We start from the raw sequence: 21,523 nt of genomic DNA on the forward strand, positions 1-21,523 counted from the left end.
TCTCATCCCCCCGCCGCCCCAGTAAAATCGCCCCTTCATCGGATACCAGAGAACCCGGAGCACCCCCCCATGGGCCGAGCCTACCAGAACCGCAAAGAATCAATGGCCAAGACCTCGAACATGAAGGCCAGAGTCTACAGCCGCTACGGCCGCGAGATTTACGTGACCGCCAAAGCCGGCGGCATCGACCCCAACGGCAACCTCGCCCTGCGCAGCCTGATCGACCGCGCCAAGAAAGAACAGGTGCCCACCCACGTGATTGAAAAGGCCATCGACAAAGCCAAAGGCGGCGGCGGCGAAGACTTCTCCCGCGCCCGCTACGAAGGCTTCGGCCCCGGCGGCTGCATGGCCATCATCGAATGCCTCACCGACAACCCCAACCGCACCTTCGGCGACGTGCGCCAGGCGTTCACCAAAACCAAGTGCAAGATCGGCACCGAAGGCTCCGTCAGCCACAGCTTCGACCACCTCGCCATCCTCGTATTCAAACACGACGACGAAGAAGCGGTACTGGAAGCCCTGATGGAAGCGGACGTTGACGTCACCGATATCGAAAACGAAGACGGCAAACTCTCCGTCTTCGCCCCGCATACGGATTACAACAAAGCCAAGCAGGCGTTAATTGAAGCCTTTGGTGAAATTGATTTTGACGTGGACGAAATTCAGTTTGTGCCGCAGACGTATACCCAGGTGACCGGGGATGATGTGGCGCTGTTTGAGAAGTTTACGGCGATGCTGGATGACTTGGAGGATGTGCAGGCGGTTTATCATAACGTGGAGAATATGTAGCTCCCGAATGAGTCTATTTATAAGGTACTAGCCCAAATTCCGGAACTTGGACTAGTACTCTCAACGCTCAGTGACCAAAAAGAGTTGACCACTATACTGTCGTGACTTTGCGGATCAAACGGTTGACGGCACCTCGTAAAGCACGAATCGCGGCTTTCATTCGCGCTGAAGGATAGCTCCTCTCAAGATCGCTGACTTTTAACTCAAGATCGGCAAGCACTTTTTCTTTTTCATCTAGGTTTCTCTTAAGCTCTCGGTTTTCCACCTCAAGGCGCTCATACCTCGATTGAGAAGAGTCAGTATAGCAGCGCCCAGATAACGGTCCCTCATCAAAATAGAAGCGGATAAGAGGCTTCACTTTACTTAGCCAAATAATGCCCGGCTCTCGAAACCTGGAGTGGTCGTAGTCCAGTAAGTGACAAGGTAAGCCTGTGAGCTCGGAAAATGTCTGTTGATATTTTTCATCAAATCTATCCCTAAACTCAATCGGTGGAGGGCCTTCGATATACTTAGAGTGCTTAGCAGACAGGCCCATTTTTTCCAGGACTTCTTGAAAACTTGGCACCGCATTCCGAATTTTAGCGCTTCTGGTACTGTTGATGATTCGGTATATTTCAATGTCTGGAGCGCTAAGGCCGACATTTTTTCGGTCTGCTAAATCAACCACCAGAAGGCATTCAAGCCCCATTGCCTCAATGATTTCTTGAGTAACACTTTGTGAGTAGTTCAGAAACTCAACCTTGATGCCCTTTTCAAGAAAAGGCTTAAAAAGCTTGTTGTAATCAAAAAACGCAAATCGTTTTGTTAAGTATTCTCCAAACTCCGTGGACCACCCCCAACGCCTTACAAACTCCCGGTAGTGACTAACTGCATAGTCAAAAACATTACGCACAACAAAAATCACTGAAATTTCTTCAGTGGAGTAAGGTTGAAGATGACTGATAAGATCGAAAAGCTTAACTGCGGCTCCTGGTCTTGACCAAGCTTCGCTTGAAAGAATCAGCTTTTCCGGCCGATGAACTTCGATTTCACTTTTGAGGTCAGAAAGCAGTTTTTGATAGGAGTCTTTACCATATTCATAGACAAACCTACTATGCCGATAACCAATAGATTCACCATTTTTTGATATCCCTGCTAACGGAAATAACACCTTGTTTTCTAATAGTTTTTCTCTTTGTTTGTACAGGGAATCCTGGAGTGCTGAGCTACCCGTTTTAAATGTCCCAGCATGGATAAAAATCTTCACCGCAACTTCCTTACTTCAAGCTGAGTTTATTTTTTGTGCTTCTTTTACAGGAAGCTACCTTAGCACGCTGAATATATAAGCAGTAGACGCATTGCATCTACCGGTCAACGAACCATCAATTCCCTGCCCCCAGGAATATTAAACTTAATACTTTGCCTTCGGAGCTGCAGGCGCTCAACGGTGGTGGCTTACTAAGCCCAAACACAAATGTAGTCACATTTGTATCTCACTAATCGAGCGGCTCACGAAGCTCAGCCGAGGGGCCCTCAGAATCTTGCAACTGCCCAGCTGCTGCATGGCCCTAATTTTTCGACCAAGAGCCGCCATGGCCCGACATTGATAAATGCATTTAATACCCAGCGAAGTGTCACACCTTCCAAGGCCTAAAAACGAAAACACCCCCCAAGGTTTCCCTTGGGGGGTGTATGGAAACGCTCCTGACATGGTCTATGCGACTCTCTCAGCGCGTCTACTTTAAGATGGTGCCCAGGGCGGGACTTGAACCCGCACGAGCATAGCTCACTACCCCCTCAAGATAGCGTGTCTACCAATTCCACCACCTGGGCAAAAACTTTGCAGTTTTTGATTTCGCCTTTCGGCTTACTGAGGCTGTTCCTCAGTGGCTGCTTCCGGCAGTTCGGCCTGGGGGGCTTCTTCTGCGGAGGGCAGTTCGTCAGTGGCCGGGGCTTCGTCCTGAACTTCAGGGATGTCGCTCTCAATCACTGCTGGGATTTCGTCCTGCTGTTCGCGGGATTCAATCGCGGCCGGTACCTGCGGGATACCGTCGATTGCCGGTGCTTTGTTGTTGCTGGCGAGGTAGGCCAGGCCAAAGCTGGTGACGAAGAATACCGTCGCCATGATTGCAGTCAAGCGGGAAAAGAAGTTTCCGCTACCCTGGCTGCCGAATACGGTCTGAGAAGCGCCAGCACCGAAGGAGGCACCTGCTTCCGCACCCTTACCTTGCTGCAGCAAAATCAGCGCGATGATGCTCAGCGCGGTGAGGATATGTACGATTAGTACCAGTTTTTCCATTGTCCAGAAAACCTGCTGTCGGGCATTGGCCCTTGCTCAAAAATTTCTTGCTGCGCTCAATCTGCGGCGCAACAAATCTGAATAAACTCTTCGGCCTTTAATGAGGCCCCGCCTACCAGTGCGCCGTCGATATCGGGCTTGGTAAACAGTTCTGCGGCGTTGCCGGCTTTTACGCTGCCGCCGTAGAGAATCTGTACTTTGTCACCGGCTTCGCCCAGTTGCTGGCGAATGAACTGGTGTACTTCCTGCGCCTGTTCCGGGCTGGCGGTTTTGCCGGTGCCGATGGCCCATACGGGCTCGTAGGCGATGACGGCATTCTGCCAGGTGTCTTCCAGACCCAGTGCAACCACAGCCTGAATCTGCTCGGCGACCACTTCCAGGGTCTTGCCGGCTTCGCGCTGTTCGAGTGACTCGCCCACGCACAGCATCGGGATGAGGCCGGCGGATTTGGCGGCGGCAAATTTGGCCGCAACCAGCTGGCTGCTTTCACCGTACAGGCTTCTGCGTTCGGAGTGCCCTACGATGACGTAGTGCGCGCCGCAATCCTTCAGCATCTCCGCGGAGACTTCTCCGGTGAAGGCGCCGGAGGGCTGCTCGCTGAGGTTCTGTGCCCCCAGTTGTGCCTGCCCGATCTTGTCGCCAACCAACCCTAAATAAGGGTATGGGGGACAGACCACTACCTGAGAGGAGCAGTTGCCGGACTCCAGTCCGCTGTTCAGCTCGGCCAACAGTTGCTCGGCGAACGCTTTGGTGCCGTGCATTTTCCAGTTGGCAGCTACCAGGGTTTTACGCATGGGTGCTCCTCCAAGGGGCGCAAATCTTAGCGGTATTGCCGGTAACATACAACCAGCGTTTCCGGATATTTATTGGTTTTTCCATTGCTTTTCAATGGGTTCCGGCCCCTGGCCTGTGGGGCTCCAGTGAAACCGGGCCCGACTTGCAGCGGGGCGCCAGATCAGGCGTTGCCGACCCGCTCGACGACCTGGGCGATGTCCCCGGCCAGTTGTTGGACGAGCGCAGGGTCTTTGCCCTCAACCATGACCCGGATCAGCGGCTCGGTCCCGGACGGACGCAGCAGTACCCGGCCGGTATCGGCGAGCGTGGATTCGGCCTGGCTCACCGCCGCCTGTACATCACCGTGCTCCAGTACGCCGTCGCGGCTGGCGAGGCGCACGTTGATCATGTGCTGGGGCAGCATTTCCATTTGCTGGCTGAGCTGGTGCAGGGGTTCGCCAAAATCGCTGACGGCGCGCAGTACCTGCAGCGCGGAGATGATGCCGTCGCCGGTGGTGGTGACGTCGGTGCAGACGATATGCCCGGAGGATTCGCCGCCCAGGGTCCAGCCGTTCTTGTACATCATTTCCAGTACGTAACGGTCGCCCACTTTGGCGCGGGCGAAGGGGATGGCGCGGTCTTTCAGGGCCAGCTCGAAGCCGAAGTTGCTCATCTGGGTGCCCACGACGCCGCTGCAGCCACCGAGGAACTGCTGGCGGTGGATGGCGATGAGGAACAGCAGCTGGTCGCCGTCGATCAGGTTGCCGTCTTTATCCACAAACATCACCCGGTCGCCGTCGCCGTCGAAGGCGATACCGAGGTCTGCACCGCGTTCGACTACGGCTTTCTGCAGGGCTTCGGGCTTGGTGGAGCCACAACCCAGGTTGATATTGAGGCCGTCCGGCGCGATGCCGATGGCGTGCACCTCGGCACCCAGCTCGCGGAATACCTTGGGGGCGATGTGGTAGGTGGCGCCGTTGGCGCAGTCCAGCACGATGCTGAGCCCCTGCAGGGAGTAGGCCCAGGGTGTGCTGGCTTTACAGAATTCGATATAGCGACCGACGGCGTCGTCGATGCGCCAGGCCTTGCCCAGGTCTTGGGCGGTTTCCATGGGCAGGTCGAGGGCGGCTTCGATCTGCGCTTCGACGTCGTCCGGCAGTTTGCTGCCGTTGGCGCTGAAGAATTTGATGCCGTTGTCCTGATAGGGATTGTGCGAGGCGCTGATGACGATACCCGCCTGGGCGTGGAAGGTGCGGGTGAGATAGGCGATGGCCGGGGTGGGCATGGGGCCCAGCAGGCCGACGTCGACGCCGGCGTTGATCAGTCCGGCTTCCAGGGCGGCTTCAAACATGTAGCCGGAGACGCGGGTGTCTTTGCCGATGAGGATGCGGCTGCGGCCTTTGCCTTTGGGGTTGGCGCCGAGGACTTTGCCGGCGGCGTAGCCGAGGCGCAGCATGAAGTCTGGGGTGATAGCGCCCTGGCCTACGAGGCCGCGGATGCCGTCTGTGCCGAAGTATTTTCTGGTCATCTTTGTCTTACTTCTCGTTATCTATCGCTAATTTTGATCTGCGTTGTTGCGCTTTGTAGGAGCCTGCCCTGCAGGCGAATTGATGCGGAGTGGTTCGCCTGCAGGGCAGGCTCCTACGGGAGTTTCCTCGCCGATTTGGTTCGCCTGCAAGCAGGCTCCTACAGTTTGGTTTTGGCTCCGGGCTGTTCGCTTGCAGGGCAAACTCCTACAGGGTAGTGTCGACTAGTTGTTGCATTTTCAGGACGTCGGCGGTGGGGGCGACGTCGTGGACTCGGATTATGGCGGCGCCGCGTTGGGCGGCGAGCATGGCCAGGGCCAGACTGCCGGGTAGGCGCTGGTCCACTTCTCGCCCGAGCAGGCGGCCGATCATGGATTTGCGGGACATGCCCACCAGGATGGGGATGCCTTCCGGGGCCAGTTCTGGCAGCTGGCGCAGCAGTGCCAGGTTGTGCTCGTCGTTCTTGCCAAAGCCGAAGCCGGGGTCGTAAATCACTTTGTGCTGCGGGATACCGGCCTCGATGCAGGCCTGCAGGCGCTGGTCGAGGTAAGCGCGTACTTCGCCCACAACATCCGCGTATTCGGGTTTGTCCTGCATGGTGCCGGGCTGCCCCTGCATGTGCATGATACACACGGGCAGGCCGGTGGCGGCGGCCGCTTCCAGGGCGCCGGGGCGAGTGAGTGCTCGCACATCGTTGATGATGCCGGCACCGGCGCTGGCAGCATCGCGCATGACCCTGGCGGTGCTGGTGTCCACGGAGATCACTACATCCAGACGGGAGGCGATGGCTTCTACCACCGGCACCACACGCGCCAGTTCTTCCTCTTCACTCACCGGGGCGGCGCCGGGGCGAGTGGATTCGCCGCCGATATCCAGAATGGCGGCGCCATCTTGTACCATCTGTTCCGCGCGCTTCAGCACCAGATCCAGATCCAGGCCGGTATCGCGGTAATAGCTACCGCCATCGGAAAAGGAATCGGGGGTGGTGTTGAGGATGCCCATGATCCGGGGGCGGGACAGATCGAGGGTGTGCTGGCCGCAGACTAGATTCATATTGGCTTCATAGCAGTCGTATTACTTGGCCCCGGGAGTTGCCGTTTGGGGCAGCGGAATATGCAAAACGGGCCTGCTCGTTACAGCAGGCCCGCTTGGGAGCGGTGCATCCATTAGCGAATGCGCCGCTATGTCAGACAAGATCAGTGGCCGTTGACCGGGCCACCCACCGGGCTCTCTCCGTCTTTGGAGTCGTCTTTGGTTTCGTCCTTGTTTTCGTCTTTCGGCTCCACCTCTTCGGGGGTGCCACCACCGGTGTAGTCGTTGTCGTGCCAGTCTTTGGGCGGGCGCACTTTGCGACGCGCCATCAGGTCGTCCACCTGCTCGGCATCCAGGGTTTCGTATTCCATCAGCGCGTCTTTCATCGCTTCGAGAATATCCCGGTTGTCTTCCAGCAGCTTTTCCGCGCGCTCGTAACAGGTGTCGATGATGCGGCGCACTTCCTCGTCGATCTCGTTGGAGGTCTTGCCGGAGATCGGGTTGCCGTGGCCGGGCTGGCCGGTTTCATCTTCACCGTAGTGCAGCGGGCCGAGCTTCTCGGACAGGCCCCACTTGGTGACCATATTGCGGGCGATGTCGGTGGCGCGTTCGATATCGTTGGAGGCGCCGGTGGTCACACCGTCGATCCCCAGGGTCATTTCTTCCGCGATACGGCCGCCGAACAGGGAGCACAACTGGGATTCCAGGGCGCGCTTGCTCAGGCTGTATTTGTCTTCCTCGGGCAGGAACTGGGTAACACCCAAGGCGCGGCCGCGAGGAATGATGGTGACCTTGTGCACCGGGTCGTGCTCCGGTACCAGGCGGCCGATGATGGCGTGGCCGGCTTCGTGGTAGGCGGTATTGGTCTTTTCTTTCTCGTTCATCACCATGGATTTGCGCTCGGCACCCATCATGATCTTGTCGCGGGCACGCTCGAACTCTTCCATGGACACCATGCGGCGGTTGGCACGGGCGGCAAACAGGGCGGCCTCGTTCACCAGGTTGGCCAGGTCCGCACCGGAGAAACCGGGGGTACCGCGGGCGATGACCTGCGGATCAATTTTCTCGTCCAGCGGTACCTTGCGCATATGCACCTTGAGGATCTGCTCGCGGCCGCGGATATCCGGCAGACCGACAAACACCTGGCGGTCAAAACGGCCGGGGCGCAACAGGGCCTTGTCCAATACGTCCGGGCGGTTGGTGGCGGCGATGACGATGACGCCTTCGTTGCCTTCAAAACCGTCCATTTCCACGAGCAGCTGGTTGAGGGTCTGTTCGCGCTCGTCGTGGCCACCGCCCATGCCGGCACCGCGGTGGCGGCCGACGGCGTCGATCTCGTCAATAAAGATGATGCACGGGGCCTGCTTTTTGGCCTGCTCGAACATGTCGCGCACGCGAGATGCGCCCACACCGACGAACATTTCCACAAAGTCGGAGCCGGAGATGGAGAAGAAAGGCACCTTCGCTTCTCCGGCGATGGCCTTGGCCAACAGGGTTTTACCGGTACCGGGAGGGCCCGCCATCAGTACACCGCGGGGAATATTGCCCCCCAGGCGCTGGAATTTGGACGGGTCGCGCAGGAATTCCACCAGCTCCTGTACGTCTTCTTTCGCTTCATCCACGCCCGCCACGTCGGCGAAGGTGGTCTTGATCTGGTCTTCGCCCAGCAGGCGGGCCTTGCTCTTGCCAAAGGCCATGGGGCCGGAGCGACCGCCGGCACCACCCTGCATCTGGCGCATAAAGAACATGAATACGGCAATGATGATCAGGATCGGGAAGCTGGCCACCAGCAGCTGCTGCCAGATGCTGGGGGACTCCGGCTCGCGGCCATTGAACTGAACACCGCCGCGCACCAGCTCGTTGGTGAGCTCGTCGTCGATGATCTGCGGCTGAATGGTCTTGAAACGGCTGCCGTCAGCTTTTTCACCGGTGATGACGAGGCCATCTACCAGCGCGCTCTTGATCTGACCGGACTGGACGTCCTGAACAAATTCGGAATAACTGACGGACTCGTCCCGGGATTGCGGCTTGAAGTTCTGGAAGACCATCAGCAGCACCGCAGCGATGATCAGCCACAACACCAGATTCTTTGCCATATCGTTCAAAGGGTTTGCCCTCTTGCCTGTGCCCGGGTTTCCTCCCCGGCAACGTATTCCATTTCACCCAGTATAGGCGGCGAAAATCGTAAAACTGTCGCCCCGGTCATCGGGGACTTTATCAAATCTCTGCGGGATGCGCTGAGTTGATCAACCTTTGAAGCCTCGCGCGACCACATAGACCTCGCGAGAGCGGGGACGGGATGCACCGGGCTTGCGGGTGACGACCGTTTGATACTGACTGCGCAGGTCGCGAATCAGTTCATCAAATCCTTCGCCCTGGAAGACTTTGGCTACAAAAGCGCCTCCAGACTTGAGGGTCTGCCGCGCCATGTCCACCGCCAGCTCCACCAGATACATGGAGGCCGGCTGATCTACAGCGCGCACTCCACTCATATTGGGGGCCATATCGGAAATCACAAGGTCGGCGCGCTCTTCCCCGAGTTTTTCGAGAAGCTCGTCAAAGACTTCTTCCTCGGTGAAGTCGCCCTGCACAAAGTCCACACCCGCCAGGGCATCCATGGGCAGGATATCCGATGCAAGAACCCGGCCTTTGTGGCCAACCAGTTCTGCAGCCACCTGCGACCAGCCACCGGGAGCGGCACCGAGATCCACCACCGTCATGCCCGGTTTGATCAGCCGGTCCTTCTCCTGCAGCTCCTGCAACTTGTAGGAGGCACGGGAGCGGTAGCCATCTTTCTGGGATTGCTTGACGTAGTGGTCGTTAAAATGTTCACGCAGCCAACGGTGGCTGCTCTTTGATCGGCCCATCAGTTACAATACATCGCTAATTTCTGGGGTTGTCCGCGCACGGGTTACCCGATTTAAGGATGGAGTATTGTATGCCTTTAACTGCTGACCGCAAAAAAGCCTTGCGCGCGCGTGGCCACAGCCTCAAACCCATTGTCACTGTAGCCGACAAGGGACTGACCGAAGGGGTGCTGGAAGAGCTGAATCGCGCCCTGGAAGACCACGAGCTGATCAAGGTGAAGCTGGCGGTGAATGACCGCGATGTACGCCGCGAGCTGATTACCGAGCTGTGCACCCAGAGCAAATCCGAGCTGGTTCAGGAAATCGGCAAAATTGCGCTGATCTTCCGCAAGGCGGAGAAGCCCAACGCGCGCCTGTCCAACCTGCTGCGCCCCTGACCCACCTGCTACGCCTCACCCTGGAACACAGGCTGGGGCCTCCTCTCTCTGAGATCCGCGCGACAACCCGCTTTACCGTTAAAAACGGGTGGGCGGGATAAAGCTGCGCGGGCGCTCTACCGGCATCGGGACTCGCTGGCTGGGCACGGGCGCGGCAAAGCGCAGCAGGCCCGATGCGCCTTCGCAGGCGGGGGTCAGGTTCTGGGCCCACCCCTCTCCGGCACACAGTGCCAAAGGCAAAATGCTATTCAGGTGTGCATCCGCCTCTGCCCATGCCTCCGGCAGTAACCCCTGCACCGCGGTGCTGGCACGAGGGCGTATACGCTCGGAAGCAATTCTGCTGCGCTGTCCTCGCGATACCACATAGTCGTCGGCCGAGAGCGGTGCGCTGGGGCGGTTGGTAACCGCGATGTCGCGCTGGATACCGTAGCGCAGGCTCATCATGGTTTCCTCAAACAGCATGGCGGTGTCCTCCCAGGGGGAGCTGTAGCTGTAGAAATCATTGGCCGAGTCCGGAAAAAAGAAACCGGCAATGTCCGCTGGCGCGTACTCGCGCTGCGTGGCACTGGCCTCGACACCGCGATAACGTACATCTGCCAGTGCGAACAGTTCAGAGGAATACATCGGGTTTACCGCGGTGACAGACTCATTGACGAACCCACCACTGCTGGACTGGTTGAAAAATATATCGTCGCGATCCAGGCCGCTGTTGAGCTTGGCCGGTGACATGGCATCGGCCGCGTGCGCCAGCTCGTGGTACATCAGCGAGCCCAGGTCTGCTTCAAGCTCGTAGAAATCCCGATGGTAACGGTCCTGAACCTCGTAACTGGTAAACACATAGTTGTTGTTTTTCACATAGCGCCAGGGGGTGACAAAATTCAGTGCAGAACTGAAACCACTGCGGTAATCCGGCTGCTCATTGATCACGTCGCGCTCGGCCGGCGACAGCCACAGACTGTCCGGGTCCAGATAGATGGCCCCGGTAAGCGACCAGTAAAACGACGGGCGCACGTCGCTGGAAATCACCACCGCGGTCACCGAACGCAATAGCCGGGCGAAATCCCCGTGGTTGTCCAGCTGGGTCAGGAAGCGTTCGAAACGCTCGCCCATCCAGTCGTGGGACACCAGCACGTGATCCATGATCTGGTCCACCGTGGGCGCGTTGCTGATCAGACCGATTGGCGGCAGGGTGCGCAGAGTACACAGATTGCTGTCGTTTAACTGATTGGAATAGACACAGTCTTTCAGCACATCGCGGTAGGGGCTGTCGGCGCGGTAGCTGTATACCGGCATCAGGGGCTCGTAGGTCGCACAGGCCTGCCCGTCGCCATCACAGAAATAGTCGCTGTTGGTTGCCGGGCGATCCTGCACCACCACATAAGCGGTATCAGAGAAACTGCCCGCGGTGGTTTCCAGGGTGGCGCGCAGAGTGATCACCTGGTCGCCACTCACTCGCGGCGCTGTCACAAATACCACCGGCTGACCGGAGTCGTCTTCCACCAGGTCCGCCTGAGGGCCGGCGAGCTGCTCGAAGCGCCAGGAGTTGACACCGCCACTGACATGGCTCGCATTCAGGCGCAGTGAAAACTCTGCGCCCTCACTCACCGCGCGATCCGCACGGAACTGAACCCGGGTGCTTGCGCTGCTGGGCGCCACGGAAATATTGAAAATGTCCTGCAGGCTATCGCCTTCGGGGTTGGATGCTGTCAGGCGGAAGCTGTACTCACCGCTGAACACGGCATCAAAACTGATACCTGCTGTACCATTTCCCGCCAGCGGCATGACGTCGGGGCCAGACAACTGCTCCCATTCAAAGCGGTTGTAGCCCTGCTCGCTCAGGCTGGCGACCACACCGACACTGTCGCCCTGACTGGCACTGCTGTCGCCGGTGAGTGTCATTTGCGCCGGCGCCGGGGCAATGGGTGCTCCGCCGCTGTTGTCGCCACTATCCGAGCCTGAACCGCCACCTCCACCGCCGCAGGCAGTCACCGAGAGAGCCAGGAGAGAGGCGGAAAAAACGCGCAGTGCGCGACCGGAAAGATTGTGGAGAACGGCTGTCATGCTGGCTCTTATTCTGATGATCACTTGATTGACCCGTAGATTACCACCGGTCTGACGAACGAGAGAACCCCGCGCCACACACCGCCCTCCGGCGGTGATCCTCCACAAAAAGTGATCCACCACAAAATCCGGGCGAAAAAAAACGGCCCTCCTCGCGGGGGCCGTTTTTTGATCAGATACAGTACTGACTGATGGATCAGGCCGGATTCATCTTACCCAGCACAGACTGCAGACTCTCTTTCGCATCGCCGAACAGCATGCGCGAGTTGTCCTTGAAGAACAGCGGGTTGGAGACACCGGCGTAGCCGGAGGCCATGGAGCGCTTCAGCACCACCACTTTGCCCGCCTTCCACACTTCCAGTACCGGCATGCCGGCGATGGGGGAACCGGGCTTTTCAACGGCATCCGGGTTGACGGTGTCGTTGGCGCCGATCACCAGCACCAGGTCGGTTTCCGGGAAGTCGTCGTTGATCTCTTCCATCTCCAGCACGATGTCGTAGGGCACGTTGGCTTCCGCCAGCAGTACGTTCATGTGCCCTGGCAGACGGCCCGCTACCGGGTGGATACCGAAGCGTACGGTTTTGCCGGCCTTGCGCAGCTTGTCGGTGAGGTCGCTCACCGCCTGCTGGGCGTGGGCTACCGCCATACCGAAGCCAGGTACGATCACGATGTTCTTGGCCGCTTTCAAGTCGTCCGCCAGCTCGTCGTGGGTGGTCGCTACCGCTTCACCCTCTTCCTCGCCATCGGCGCTGACTGCGGCGCCGTCGGAACCGAAACCACCCAGGATCACGCTGATAAAGGAACGGTTCATACCGCGACACATGATGTAGCTGAGGATGGCACCGGAGGAGCCCACCAGCGCACCGATCACAATCAGCAGGTCGTTGCTCAGCATAAAGCCGGTGGCCGCAGCGGCCCAGCCGGAATAGCTGTTCAGCATGGAAATCACCACCGGCATATCCGCACCGCCGATGGCGGCGATCAGGTGGATACCCAGCAGCAGGGCGATACCGGTCATGATCAGCAGATTGATGATGGTGGCATTGCTCACGTCCGCAGGGATGAACTGGGCACCGAGCACCACACAGATCACCAGGGCGATCAGGTTCAGCCAGTGACGCGCCGGCAACATCAGCGGCTTACCGGAAATCAGCCCCTGCAGCTTGCCGAAGGCAACGATGGAGCCGGTCAGGGTAATGGCACCGATGAAGACGCCGATAAAGATCTCGGAGTTGTGCACGATGTGCGCGGCACCTTCGAGATTGATGCGCGGATCCAGGTAGCCGCCCCAACCGATCAGTACCGCGGCCAGGCCCACAAAGCTGTGCAACAGGGCTACCAGCTGTGGCATTGCGGTCATTTCGACCTTGCGCGCCAAGTGGATACCGATCACCGCGCCCACGCCCATGGCGATGCCAACGGGCAGGTAAGCGCCGGAGGTGATGCCGGCCACGGTGGCGATGATGGCAACCGCCATACCGACCATGCCGTAGTAGTTACCGCGACGCGCGGTTTCGTGTGTGGACAGTCCGCCGAGGCTCAGGATAAACATCACCGCGGAGAACAGATACGCCATAGAAATTACACTATTCATGTCTGTCTCTCCTTATCGACGGAACATTTTCAGCATACGGTGGGTTACGAAGAAACCACCGAAGATGTTGATACTGGCAAACAGTACCGCGATAAATGCCATTACGGTCACCAGGAAGGAACCGGTGGCCCCCACCTGCAACAGGGCACCGATGATCACGATGCCGGAGATGGCGTTGGTCACACTCATCAGCGGGGTGTGCAGGGCGTGGGATACGTTCCAGATCACCTGCCAGCCGATAAAGATGGACAGAACAAACACGGTAAAGTGGGCCACGAAGTCCGCCGGGGCGGATTTGCCCAGGGCCAGCAGCAGTGCACCGGCCACGGCCCAGAAGGCCACCAGTGACAGCGGGGAAGATTTCTTCTCCGGCTTGGGTTCCACTTCAATCTGCGGCTCCGGCTTTTTCTGCTGGGGCGCGGCAGAGATTTTCGGCGCGGGGGGCGGCCAGGTGATTTCACCTTCCTTCACCACGGTGGCACCGCGCACGGCTTCGTCTTCAAAGTTGATGACGATCTCGCCGTTCTTCTCCGGTGTCATGTCGGTCAACAGGTGACACAGGTTGGTGGCGTACAGGGTGGACGACTGGGTGGCCGCGCGGCTCGCCAGGTTGGTGTAACCGAGGATGGTCACGCCGCTCTTGACGACTTTCTTGTCCGCTTCGGTGAAGTCACAGTTGCCGCCCATCTCCGCGGCCAGGTCCACCACCACAGAACCGTCGGCCATGGTTTCCACCATGTCTGCCAGCCACAATTTTGGCGCCGGCTTGCCCGGGATCAGTGCGGTGGTGATGACGATGTCCACTTCCTTGGCCTGTTCGCGGAACAGGGCCATCTCCGCGTCGATAAATTCTTTCGACATCTGCTTGGCGTAACCGCCAGTGCCGGAGCCGTCTTCCTCGATTTCCACGGTGAGGAATTCCGCCCCCATGGACTCTACCTGCTCGCGTACTTCCGGGCGGGTATCGAAGGCGCGCACGATGGCCCCCATGCTCTTGGCGGTACCGATGGCGGACAGGCCCGCAACACCGGCGCCGATCACCAGCACCTTGGCCGGCGGAATCTTACCGGCGGCAGTGATCTGGCCGGTAAAGAAGCGACCGAACTCGTGGGCCGCTTCGATCACCGCGCGGTAGCCGGCGATGTTGGCCATGGAGCTCAGTGCGTCCATCTTCTGAGCGCGGGAAATACGTGGGATGGATTCCACCGCCAGCGCGTTGATGTTCTTGTCGGCGAACTTCTTCAGCAGCGCTTCGTTCTGCGCCGGCTTCAGGAAGGCCACCAGGGTGGCGCCGCTGGGAATCAGGTCCAGCTCGGCGTCGTTGGGCTGCTGTACTTTCAGTACGATGCCCGCCTGGCTGATGCATTCCGCTGCGTTGGCACACAGCTTGGCGCCGGCCTGTTCGTATTCTGCGTCGGGGAAGCTGGCTGCTTCACCGGCCCCCTGCTCGATGACAACGTCAAAGCCCAGCGACTGCAAACGCTTTACGCTGGCTGGCGTTGCCGCGACCCGCGACTCTCCAGGCGCGGTCTCCTTTGGTATGGCAATAATCACCGTTTGTGCTCCCGTTAAATATTTCGTTGTTATAAAACTCTTTCCAGAACGCTTTATAAAATCCTGCCAAGAGCCGACCCGGTTAACCGGGTCATTTATGTACCGCTGACATTTAATCCTGAACTTCCCGGTCCGTCATCAGGGCTATCTGATTTTGGCGCGAAAGCGGTCCTCTCCGGGAAAAACAATTTCCCGGAAAAATTAAATCCGTTTCGGTAGGACGATGAATTAAAGGGAATAAAACTGGGCAACGGAAATAGAGGATTCTTATTACTCGTTTAGTGGAAATCTATCAAAAATGCGGAAAATCGCTTAAAAAACAGCAGATTACGTTACACATGTAACAGAAAACACCACTAAGGACATGACTTTCGTGTGTTTTGATTAAATCACAACCGGCGGTGAACATTTCATTGAAGCGGCGCGAAATTAATCAAAAACCGGTTTTTAAATTCATATAAAGGAATATTTGGTTAACTATTCCAATGTGTTTCCGTTTAAACCAAATAAATAATAACGCTTTGATATGGTAATAATTCACCAATGGAATAGGTATCAATTAAAACCATTTATCGGCCCAGGAATTTGCACTATTCAGACGGGGGAAATAAATGGAATTTATGGTAACTATTTCCACTGAAACCAAAATATTCCACGTTTTGCAGAATATTATTCTGCCGAGCGAAAACCCAATTCCGGCAGCTTCTGCTGAACTCCATCTGAGCGCAGATATTGCAGCAGTCGAATCGCCAGAGTGCGCCGGCGGGTGTCCCGCAAAATCACCATCTGTAACTCGATCGGCGGGTGGAACTGCTCGGGGATGCGCATATATTGCCCGCGGCGCCCAGAGGCCAGCGCCTGGCTGTAAGGAATCACCCCCAGGTCCCCCTCCCCCTGGTGCAACATGATCTGCGCATGGCCGGAATGACCGGCATACACCACCCGGTTTTTGACCCGTGGCCACAGGCGCAGCTTCTTCAGCATCTTCACCGCCGCATCCCCGTCCGGGGCCAGCTGCGGATCCGCCACCACCAGCTTGTGTTTGCCGCGCCCCAACAACAGGATCAGTTGCCGCGGTGTCAGGGCGGCATCGCTCTTTGCCAGCTGCATGGAGAGCGTGGAAAAGCCGGAGGACTTGTCTTTGGACACCACCGGGTTAGCCCACACCGCCAATTGCCCACGGGCAAATGCCTGGCGACTGGCGGGCACCGTCAGGCCGGCCTTCTCCAGCAGCACCGGGCGCGCACTGTCGGCGGACAACAACAGATCGAAGGGAGCCTGGGAGTGGTCTGCGCGAATCTGGCTGTAGAGCAGACCGCTGGCACCGGCGGTGATTTGCAGGCGGCAAGCACAGAGGGATTCGAACTGGGGCCGCAGGGCCTCCAGGGCCGGCTGGAAGCTGGCGTCTACCGCCACCCGGAGCACCGGTTGCGAGCGCTCACCGCAGCTTGTCAGTAGCAAAGAAAAGAGAACTGCGAACACTGTCCACAGAGAGAGGGGCTTCCGGGGCGGAAGGAATGCGCTTGCTTGTCCCGTCATTCGAAATCAGTACCTCTCTTCGATAGCGAACGACTGCTCCGTGCCGAACTAACCCTGGAAGCGCTGGTAGTCCTCCGGGCGGTTCAGATTCAGGTGCCAGTCCCCTTCCGGTTCGGGCAACTGCATACACCCGATAAAGCCGAACAGCGCACGCACCGAGGCAATGGCATTGCCCTCTGCCGCGGCGTCCAGATAATCACGGCAGCGCTGCCCCAGCGGCAACCAGCACGGCAGGTAATAATTGCCATAACACACCGCCTGCTCCACGGTCTGCCCGGCCACACACAATCGATGCAGCAGCCCGGGGGTCAGCAGAGGCATATCCACCGGTACCACCAGCAGTGCATCACAGGGCAAATCCCACTGTTGCAGGTGCCGGTAAATTGCCTGCAGGCCTCCAAGGGGACCGACGGCCTCGGTCTGGTCCGGAATCCCTCCAGGGCGACGCCCGCTAACCAGTGTGGGCATCAAATTGACACCATTAACCGCGCGCATCTGGGCAAACTGGTTCTTGGCCTGCTCCAGCAGAGAGCGTCCATTGGATAATTTTAGCAGCGCCTTGTCCTGGCCCATGCGGCTGGACAGACCACCAGCGAGAACAACCGGGCAAACCTGTACGGGTGCAGCGCTACTGCGGGCGTTTTGAGGCTTATTGACCGTCGCAGCGCCGGCATCGGAGCTGGGCTTGCCAAACGAGTTGAAGTTATCGGGAGGGGTCATTGAATACGGCTTCCTGGCATCAGAATCATCCTTCCTTGTGACATCCTGAAAAGGAAACGATACAACAAAAGCAGCTTCGCATAATCCATAGCGGACTCCACTAGCCCAAAAGGGCTATTTCGCTCCGCGGCTCCCTTTTGAGGCCGCAACAGTCAGCACTGCACCAAATTGCCGCCAATGCCGCCCGCCTCGCACCAACTGGAGGCACCCAGGGCAACGGCCAAGCGCATCACCCGTCCACTACCGGTCCGGGAGGTCAGGTTTTCCCGAAGGTTCACGGGATCTGCTGCAGTTGGTACGAGTTTTGATTGTCCATATACCTCAGGCAAAGAAGCCCGGCTGCACAATCCGTGCCGCCGGGCTTTTTTATGCCTGCCGGACTGCAGGAATTGATGGTGCTCGGGATGGTACTTGGGACTGATGAGTCGACAGCTCAGCCGCTGTCTCTGGCATCAAGATTGCAGCGACTTTGCATAAATTCTATAGCGATCGCCACAGCCGCGAGTACGGCAACGAACTCGACCTGGTAGCGACCTATGCCATAACAAGAAATATCGGCCTGCTCGCCAAGTACGCCACCTACGATGCTGATACCTTCAGCACCGATTCGGACAAGTTCTGGCTGCAGTTCGAACTGAAGTTTTGACGGAAGCGATGACGACGATACCTGCCACTGCCCCTATCAGTATTCTGCTGGTCGATGACCAGCCCGAACGCGCCTCTATGGTCGCCGGGCAGCTCACCGCTGCCGGCTACAACCTGCTGGCTCAACTTTCCAGTGCCGAAGGCCTGCTGTTTCAGGTAGAACAACACCGCCCGGACATCGTGCTGATCGATATCGAATCCCCGGACCGGGATATTCTCGAGAGCCTGTCGGTGATCAACCAGCACAATCCCACCCCGGTGGCGATGTTCTCCGCCCGCGGCGGCGCTGAGTTTATTACCAGTGCGGTAGAGGCCGGGGTCAGCGCCTATATGGCCGAGGGCCTGTCCGCGGAGCGGGTGGCACCGGCCATCGAAATCGCCATGGCCCAGTTTCGCAGCTACCAGCACCTGCGCCAATCCCTGGAGCGCACCCAGCAGCAACTCGACGAGCGCAAAATCATTGAGCGGGCCAAAGGCCTGCTGATGGCGCGCAAAAACATCAGCGAGCAGGCCGCCCACCAGACCCTGCGCACCCTGGCCATGAACAGCAATTCCACCATGCGCAATGTGGCAGAGCAGATCGTCACGCATCTGCAGAGCGCAGTGAATTAATACGGAAGACCCCCTGGTGCGACCAATGACTAAAAAGAATTCGAGAGTATTACTGTGAGCAGCCTGCAAGCCGAAAAGCCAAACCTGAAACTTCTTTACCTGCGCCTCACCGACAGCGCACCGCTGATCATTGCTCGCGAGATGGGCCTGTTTGATCGCTACGGACTGAACGTGGGGTTGCAGCGGGAAACCTCCTGGGCCACCCTGCGCGACAAACTGATTGGTGGCGCCGCCGATGCCGCGGCGATGCTGGCCCCCATGCCACTGACCCTGAAGCAGACGCTGCCACACTGCGAAGAACAGCTTCTCAGTGGCCTGATCCTTAGCTGCAACGGCAACGCCATCACCCTGTCAAAAGCGCTCTACGATCAGCTGCAGACAGATACCGACGATGCCGCCGGCACCGGTGCCGCACTCAAAGCATTTATTGACGCCCGCGGTGACGATGAAGCGCCGCTGACCTTTGCCAGCGTCTACCCCTTTGCCAGCCACACTCTGCAACTGCGTCACTGGCTGAACAGCGCCGGCATCAACCCCGATACCGATGTACGCCTGCTGGTACTGCCACCGGAGCAGATGGTGGATCATTTGCGCCGCGGCGATATCGATGGTTTCTGTGTGGGCGAGCCCTGGAACACCCTCGCGGTACAGGAAGGTATCGGTGTGATCGCCACCCCCAACAATGCCCTGATGCCAGCAATGCCGGAAAAAGTGCTGGCAGTCACCCAGAGCTGGCACGAGGCCAACCCGGCCACCCACCTGGCCCTGCGCGCCGCCCTGCTGGAAGCCTGCGGCTGGTTGAGCGACCGCAGTCACCGCCGCGATGCCATCGGTATTTTGGCCCGGGCCGAATATCTCGACCTGCCGGAGGAAACCTTTGCCGCCTCCCTGAACGACCAACTGCTGAGCCAGCAAGGCCGCGAACCGACACAGAATACCGGCTGGCACCTGTTCGCCCACCCGCAGACGGACCACGGCCGCCCCACCGAGAAGAAGGCCCGCGAGCTGCTCACCCTGTGTAATGAGATTGCGCCGGTGGATATGGACACGGCGGCGCTGTTCCAGTCCGATCTCCACCAGCAAACCCTGGACTATATTCGCCACCAGCAGCTGAGCGCCCCCAGGCACGCCCGCACCAATTAACCCCCAGCCCGACCAGGGCTCGCCCGCCCCCGGTGCACAAGCGTGCACCGGGGCGCTCAAAACAGCCCAAAACAGGGCACCCACTCTCTCCCGCACCAATAGACTTCCCCCCTTTGCACCACCATCCGTACCTCGCCCAAAAATGGCACAGATATTGAATACCTATTAAATGCGCGCGCAAAGCGGCGGGATAAAAACAACAGACCTGAGCAAGACTCGGGCAAATCCCAACGCTGAAGTCAGTAGCGCCATCTCTTTATTGAGAAACCATAGCGAATACGAAATTCAGGACAGCGAAGTCCACCGGCGGCAGCCAGCTGCGCCCGTGGGCTTTTTTTGTGTCTGCGATTTGGCCCCGCCGACACGAACCCAGCTGCTCCGATGAGGGAATTAGAGAAACCGATGTCTGGACACAGTCAATCCGATCGCCTGAACCTGTTGTCGTTTACCGGTAACGTCAAAATCCTGCACATGACCTGGCTGGCCTTTTTCCTGTGCTTCTTTGCCTGGTTCAGCCACGCCCCGCTGCTGATGGCCATCGCAGAAAGCCTGGCACTGACTCCGGACCAGGTAAAAACCCTGCTGATCCTGAACGTGGCGCTGACCATTCCCGCGCGCATGATCATCGGCATGCTCACCGACAAATACGGCCCGCGCCTGACCTTCTCCGCGCTGCTGGCCATCGGCGGCCTTCCCTGTTTCGTATTCGCCCTGGCCGACAGTTTTGTGCAGGCGGCCATCGCCCGCTTTTTTATGGGCTTTATCGGTGCCGGCTTCGTGATCGGTATCCGCATGGTGAGCGAGTGGTTCCCCGCCCGCCACCTCGGCACCGCCGAGGGTGTCTACGGAGGCTGGGGTAACTTCGGTTCCGCCGCCGGCGCCATCTTACTGCCTTCCCTAGCATTAGTATTCGGTGGTGACGACGGCTGGCGCTACGCCATTGGTCTCACCGGTGTGATCGCGCTGCTGTACAGCGTGGTCTACTACAACAGCGTGACCGACACTCCCAAAGGATCGACCTATTTCAAGCCGAAAAAAATCGGCGCGATGGAAGTGACCAGTAGCGGCGACTTTTTTCTGCTGCTGTTTATGAAGCTGCCCATGTACGGCGCCCTGGCGCTGTTGACCTGGAAACTGTCGCCGGCGGAAGTGGGCCTGCTGAATCAGTTCTGGACCTACACCATTTACGCCGCCCTCACCGGTCTCTATCTGCTGGAACTGAAAAAAACCTGGAGCATCAACCGGGAGGTTTTCACCAATCCACCGGCGCCGATTCACCGCTACAAATTCAAGCAGGTGGCGATTCTCAATCTGCTGTACTTCGCCACTTTCGGTTCCGAGCTGGCAGTGATCTCCATGCTGCCGCTGTTTTTCTTCGAGACCTTCACCCTGGACCCGGTAAAAGCCGGTCTGGTGGCCTCCGCCTATTCCTTTATGAACCTGGTTTCCCGCCCCACCGGCGGTCTGCTGAGCGATAAATATGGTCGCAAACCGGTGCTGATGATTCTGGTGGCGGGCCTCGCCTGCGGTTACCTGCTGATGAGCCAGATCGGTGAAACCTGGCCGCTGTACCTGGCGGTGGGTGCGGCCATGCTGTGTTCCTTCTTTGTACAGGCCGGTGCCGGTGCGGTATTCGCGGTAGTGCCGCTGATAAAGCGCCGCCTCACCGGCCAGATTGCCGGTATGACCGGCGCCTACGGCAATGTGGGCGCGGTATTTTTTCTGACGGTGCTGACCCTGGTGGATTACCAGACGTTTTTCCTGGTGATCGCCGGCACCGCTGTTTTCAGTTTTATTGTTCTGTTGCTGATGGAAGAGCCGGAAGGCCATATGGTAGAGGTGATGCCGGACGGCAGTGTCTCCCTGATTGATGTAGCCTGAGCTCTTCCACTTCCGTCATTCCCGCGAAGGCGGGAATCCAGCTCTGCGGTATCTGGATCCCCGCGTTCGCGGGGATGACGAGCTCGCGTTTCGGGCGGCGACCGCAACAGAACAGAGAAAAGATTCATAAC

At 58.4% G+C, this 21,523-nt stretch carries 18 protein-coding genes and 1 tRNA gene; 6 read left to right on the forward strand and 13 right to left on the reverse strand.

The window, feature by feature from the left end:
- The first annotated feature begins 69 nt into the window (after positions 1-69).
- Positions 70-789, forward strand: a complete 720-nt coding sequence (locus tag ACYX4K_RS11315; RefSeq protein WP_475092022.1) for a YebC/PmpR family DNA-binding transcriptional regulator — start codon at positions 70-72, stop codon at positions 787-789.
- A 91-nt stretch (positions 790-880) separates the two neighbouring features.
- Here ACYX4K_RS11315 and ACYX4K_RS11320 read toward each other — a convergent pair whose 3' ends face one another.
- The 8 genes from ACYX4K_RS11320 to rlmE all read right to left on the reverse strand — a co-directional run bounded on the left by ACYX4K_RS11320 (position 881) and on the right by rlmE (position 9,266).
- A complete protein-coding gene (locus ACYX4K_RS11320) occupies positions 881-2,035 on the reverse strand; it encodes a hypothetical protein (protein WP_475092021.1) in 1,155 nt (384 codons plus the stop codon).
- 480 nt (positions 2,036-2,515) lie between these two features.
- A tRNA-Leu gene (locus ACYX4K_RS11325) sits at positions 2,516-2,601 on the reverse strand.
- Positions 2,602-2,635: 34 nt separating this feature from the next.
- Complete coding sequence (gene secG, locus ACYX4K_RS11330; RefSeq protein WP_475092020.1) at positions 2,636-3,067, reverse strand: preprotein translocase subunit SecG; 432 nt, start codon at positions 3,065-3,067, stop codon at positions 2,636-2,638.
- Between the two features lie 56 nt (positions 3,068-3,123).
- On the reverse strand, positions 3,124-3,861 hold the full coding sequence (gene tpiA, locus ACYX4K_RS11335; RefSeq protein ID WP_475092019.1) for a triose-phosphate isomerase: 738 nt from the start codon (positions 3,859-3,861) through the stop codon (positions 3,124-3,126).
- A 161-nt stretch (positions 3,862-4,022) separates the two neighbouring features.
- Entirely contained in the window at positions 4,023-5,369 is a 1,347-nt protein-coding gene (gene glmM, locus ACYX4K_RS11340; RefSeq protein WP_475092018.1) for a phosphoglucosamine mutase, read from the reverse strand.
- A 205-nt stretch (positions 5,370-5,574) separates the two neighbouring features.
- A complete protein-coding gene (folP, locus tag ACYX4K_RS11345) occupies positions 5,575-6,420 on the reverse strand; it encodes a dihydropteroate synthase (protein WP_475092017.1) in 846 nt (281 codons plus the stop codon).
- A 143-nt stretch (positions 6,421-6,563) separates the two neighbouring features.
- Positions 6,564-8,495, reverse strand: coding sequence for an ATP-dependent zinc metalloprotease FtsH (gene ftsH, locus ACYX4K_RS11350; RefSeq protein WP_475093928.1), 1,932 nt, complete (start codon positions 8,493-8,495; stop codon positions 6,564-6,566).
- Between the two features lie 150 nt (positions 8,496-8,645).
- Positions 8,646-9,266, reverse strand: coding sequence for a 23S rRNA (uridine(2552)-2'-O)-methyltransferase RlmE (gene rlmE, locus ACYX4K_RS11355; protein WP_475092016.1), 621 nt, complete (start codon positions 9,264-9,266; stop codon positions 8,646-8,648).
- A gap of 71 nt (positions 9,267-9,337) precedes the next feature.
- Between rlmE and ACYX4K_RS11360 the strand changes: the two genes are divergently transcribed.
- Positions 9,338-9,643 (forward strand): YhbY family RNA-binding protein, encoded by a 306-nt coding sequence (locus tag ACYX4K_RS11360; protein WP_475092015.1) that lies wholly within the window; start codon positions 9,338-9,340, stop codon positions 9,641-9,643.
- Positions 9,644-9,721: 78 nt separating this feature from the next.
- On the opposite strand, the gene ACYX4K_RS11365 is transcribed toward ACYX4K_RS11360, so the two are convergent.
- From ACYX4K_RS11365 to mobA, 5 genes are all read right to left on the reverse strand, one after another.
- Complete coding sequence (locus ACYX4K_RS11365; RefSeq protein ID WP_475092014.1) at positions 9,722-11,704, reverse strand: hypothetical protein; 1,983 nt, start codon at positions 11,702-11,704, stop codon at positions 9,722-9,724.
- A 196-nt stretch (positions 11,705-11,900) separates the two neighbouring features.
- On the reverse strand, positions 11,901-13,298 hold the full coding sequence (gene pntB / locus ACYX4K_RS11370) for a Re/Si-specific NAD(P)(+) transhydrogenase subunit beta (RefSeq protein WP_475092013.1): 1,398 nt from the start codon (positions 13,296-13,298) through the stop codon (positions 11,901-11,903).
- A 12-nt stretch (positions 13,299-13,310) separates the two neighbouring features.
- Positions 13,311-14,852, reverse strand: a complete 1,542-nt coding sequence (locus ACYX4K_RS11375) for a Re/Si-specific NAD(P)(+) transhydrogenase subunit alpha (RefSeq protein ID WP_475092012.1) — start codon at positions 14,850-14,852, stop codon at positions 13,311-13,313.
- Positions 14,853-15,521: 669 nt separating this feature from the next.
- Positions 15,522-16,313: a molybdate ABC transporter substrate-binding protein gene (modA, locus tag ACYX4K_RS11380; protein ID WP_475119255.1), complete on the reverse strand. Its 792-nt coding sequence runs from the start codon at positions 16,311-16,313 to the stop codon at positions 15,522-15,524.
- A gap of 126 nt (positions 16,314-16,439) precedes the next feature.
- Positions 16,440-17,111 (reverse strand): molybdenum cofactor guanylyltransferase, encoded by a 672-nt coding sequence (gene mobA / locus ACYX4K_RS11385; RefSeq protein WP_475092010.1) that lies wholly within the window; start codon positions 17,109-17,111, stop codon positions 16,440-16,442.
- Positions 17,112-17,580: 469 nt separating this feature from the next.
- Here mobA and ACYX4K_RS11390 point away from each other — a divergent pair, with 469 nt between their 5' ends.
- From ACYX4K_RS11390 to ACYX4K_RS11405, 4 genes are all read left to right on the forward strand, one after another.
- Positions 17,581-17,757, forward strand: coding sequence for a hypothetical protein (locus ACYX4K_RS11390; protein WP_475092009.1), 177 nt, complete (start codon positions 17,581-17,583; stop codon positions 17,755-17,757).
- Between the two features lie 8 nt (positions 17,758-17,765).
- Positions 17,766-18,368 carry an ANTAR domain-containing response regulator gene (locus ACYX4K_RS11395; protein WP_475092008.1) on the forward strand — a complete coding sequence of 201 codons (603 nt, stop codon included), beginning with the start codon at positions 17,766-17,768 and terminating at the stop codon, positions 18,366-18,368.
- 54 nt (positions 18,369-18,422) lie between these two features.
- A complete protein-coding gene (locus tag ACYX4K_RS11400) occupies positions 18,423-19,511 on the forward strand; it encodes a CmpA/NrtA family ABC transporter substrate-binding protein (RefSeq protein ID WP_475092007.1) in 1,089 nt (362 codons plus the stop codon).
- Positions 19,512-19,913: 402 nt separating this feature from the next.
- Positions 19,914-21,392, forward strand: coding sequence for a NarK family nitrate/nitrite MFS transporter (locus ACYX4K_RS11405; RefSeq protein ID WP_475092006.1), 1,479 nt, complete (start codon positions 19,914-19,916; stop codon positions 21,390-21,392).
- The last annotated feature ends 131 nt before the right edge of the window (positions 21,393-21,523 follow it).

This window comes from Microbulbifer sp. ABF4_107, from assembly GCF_056312215.1.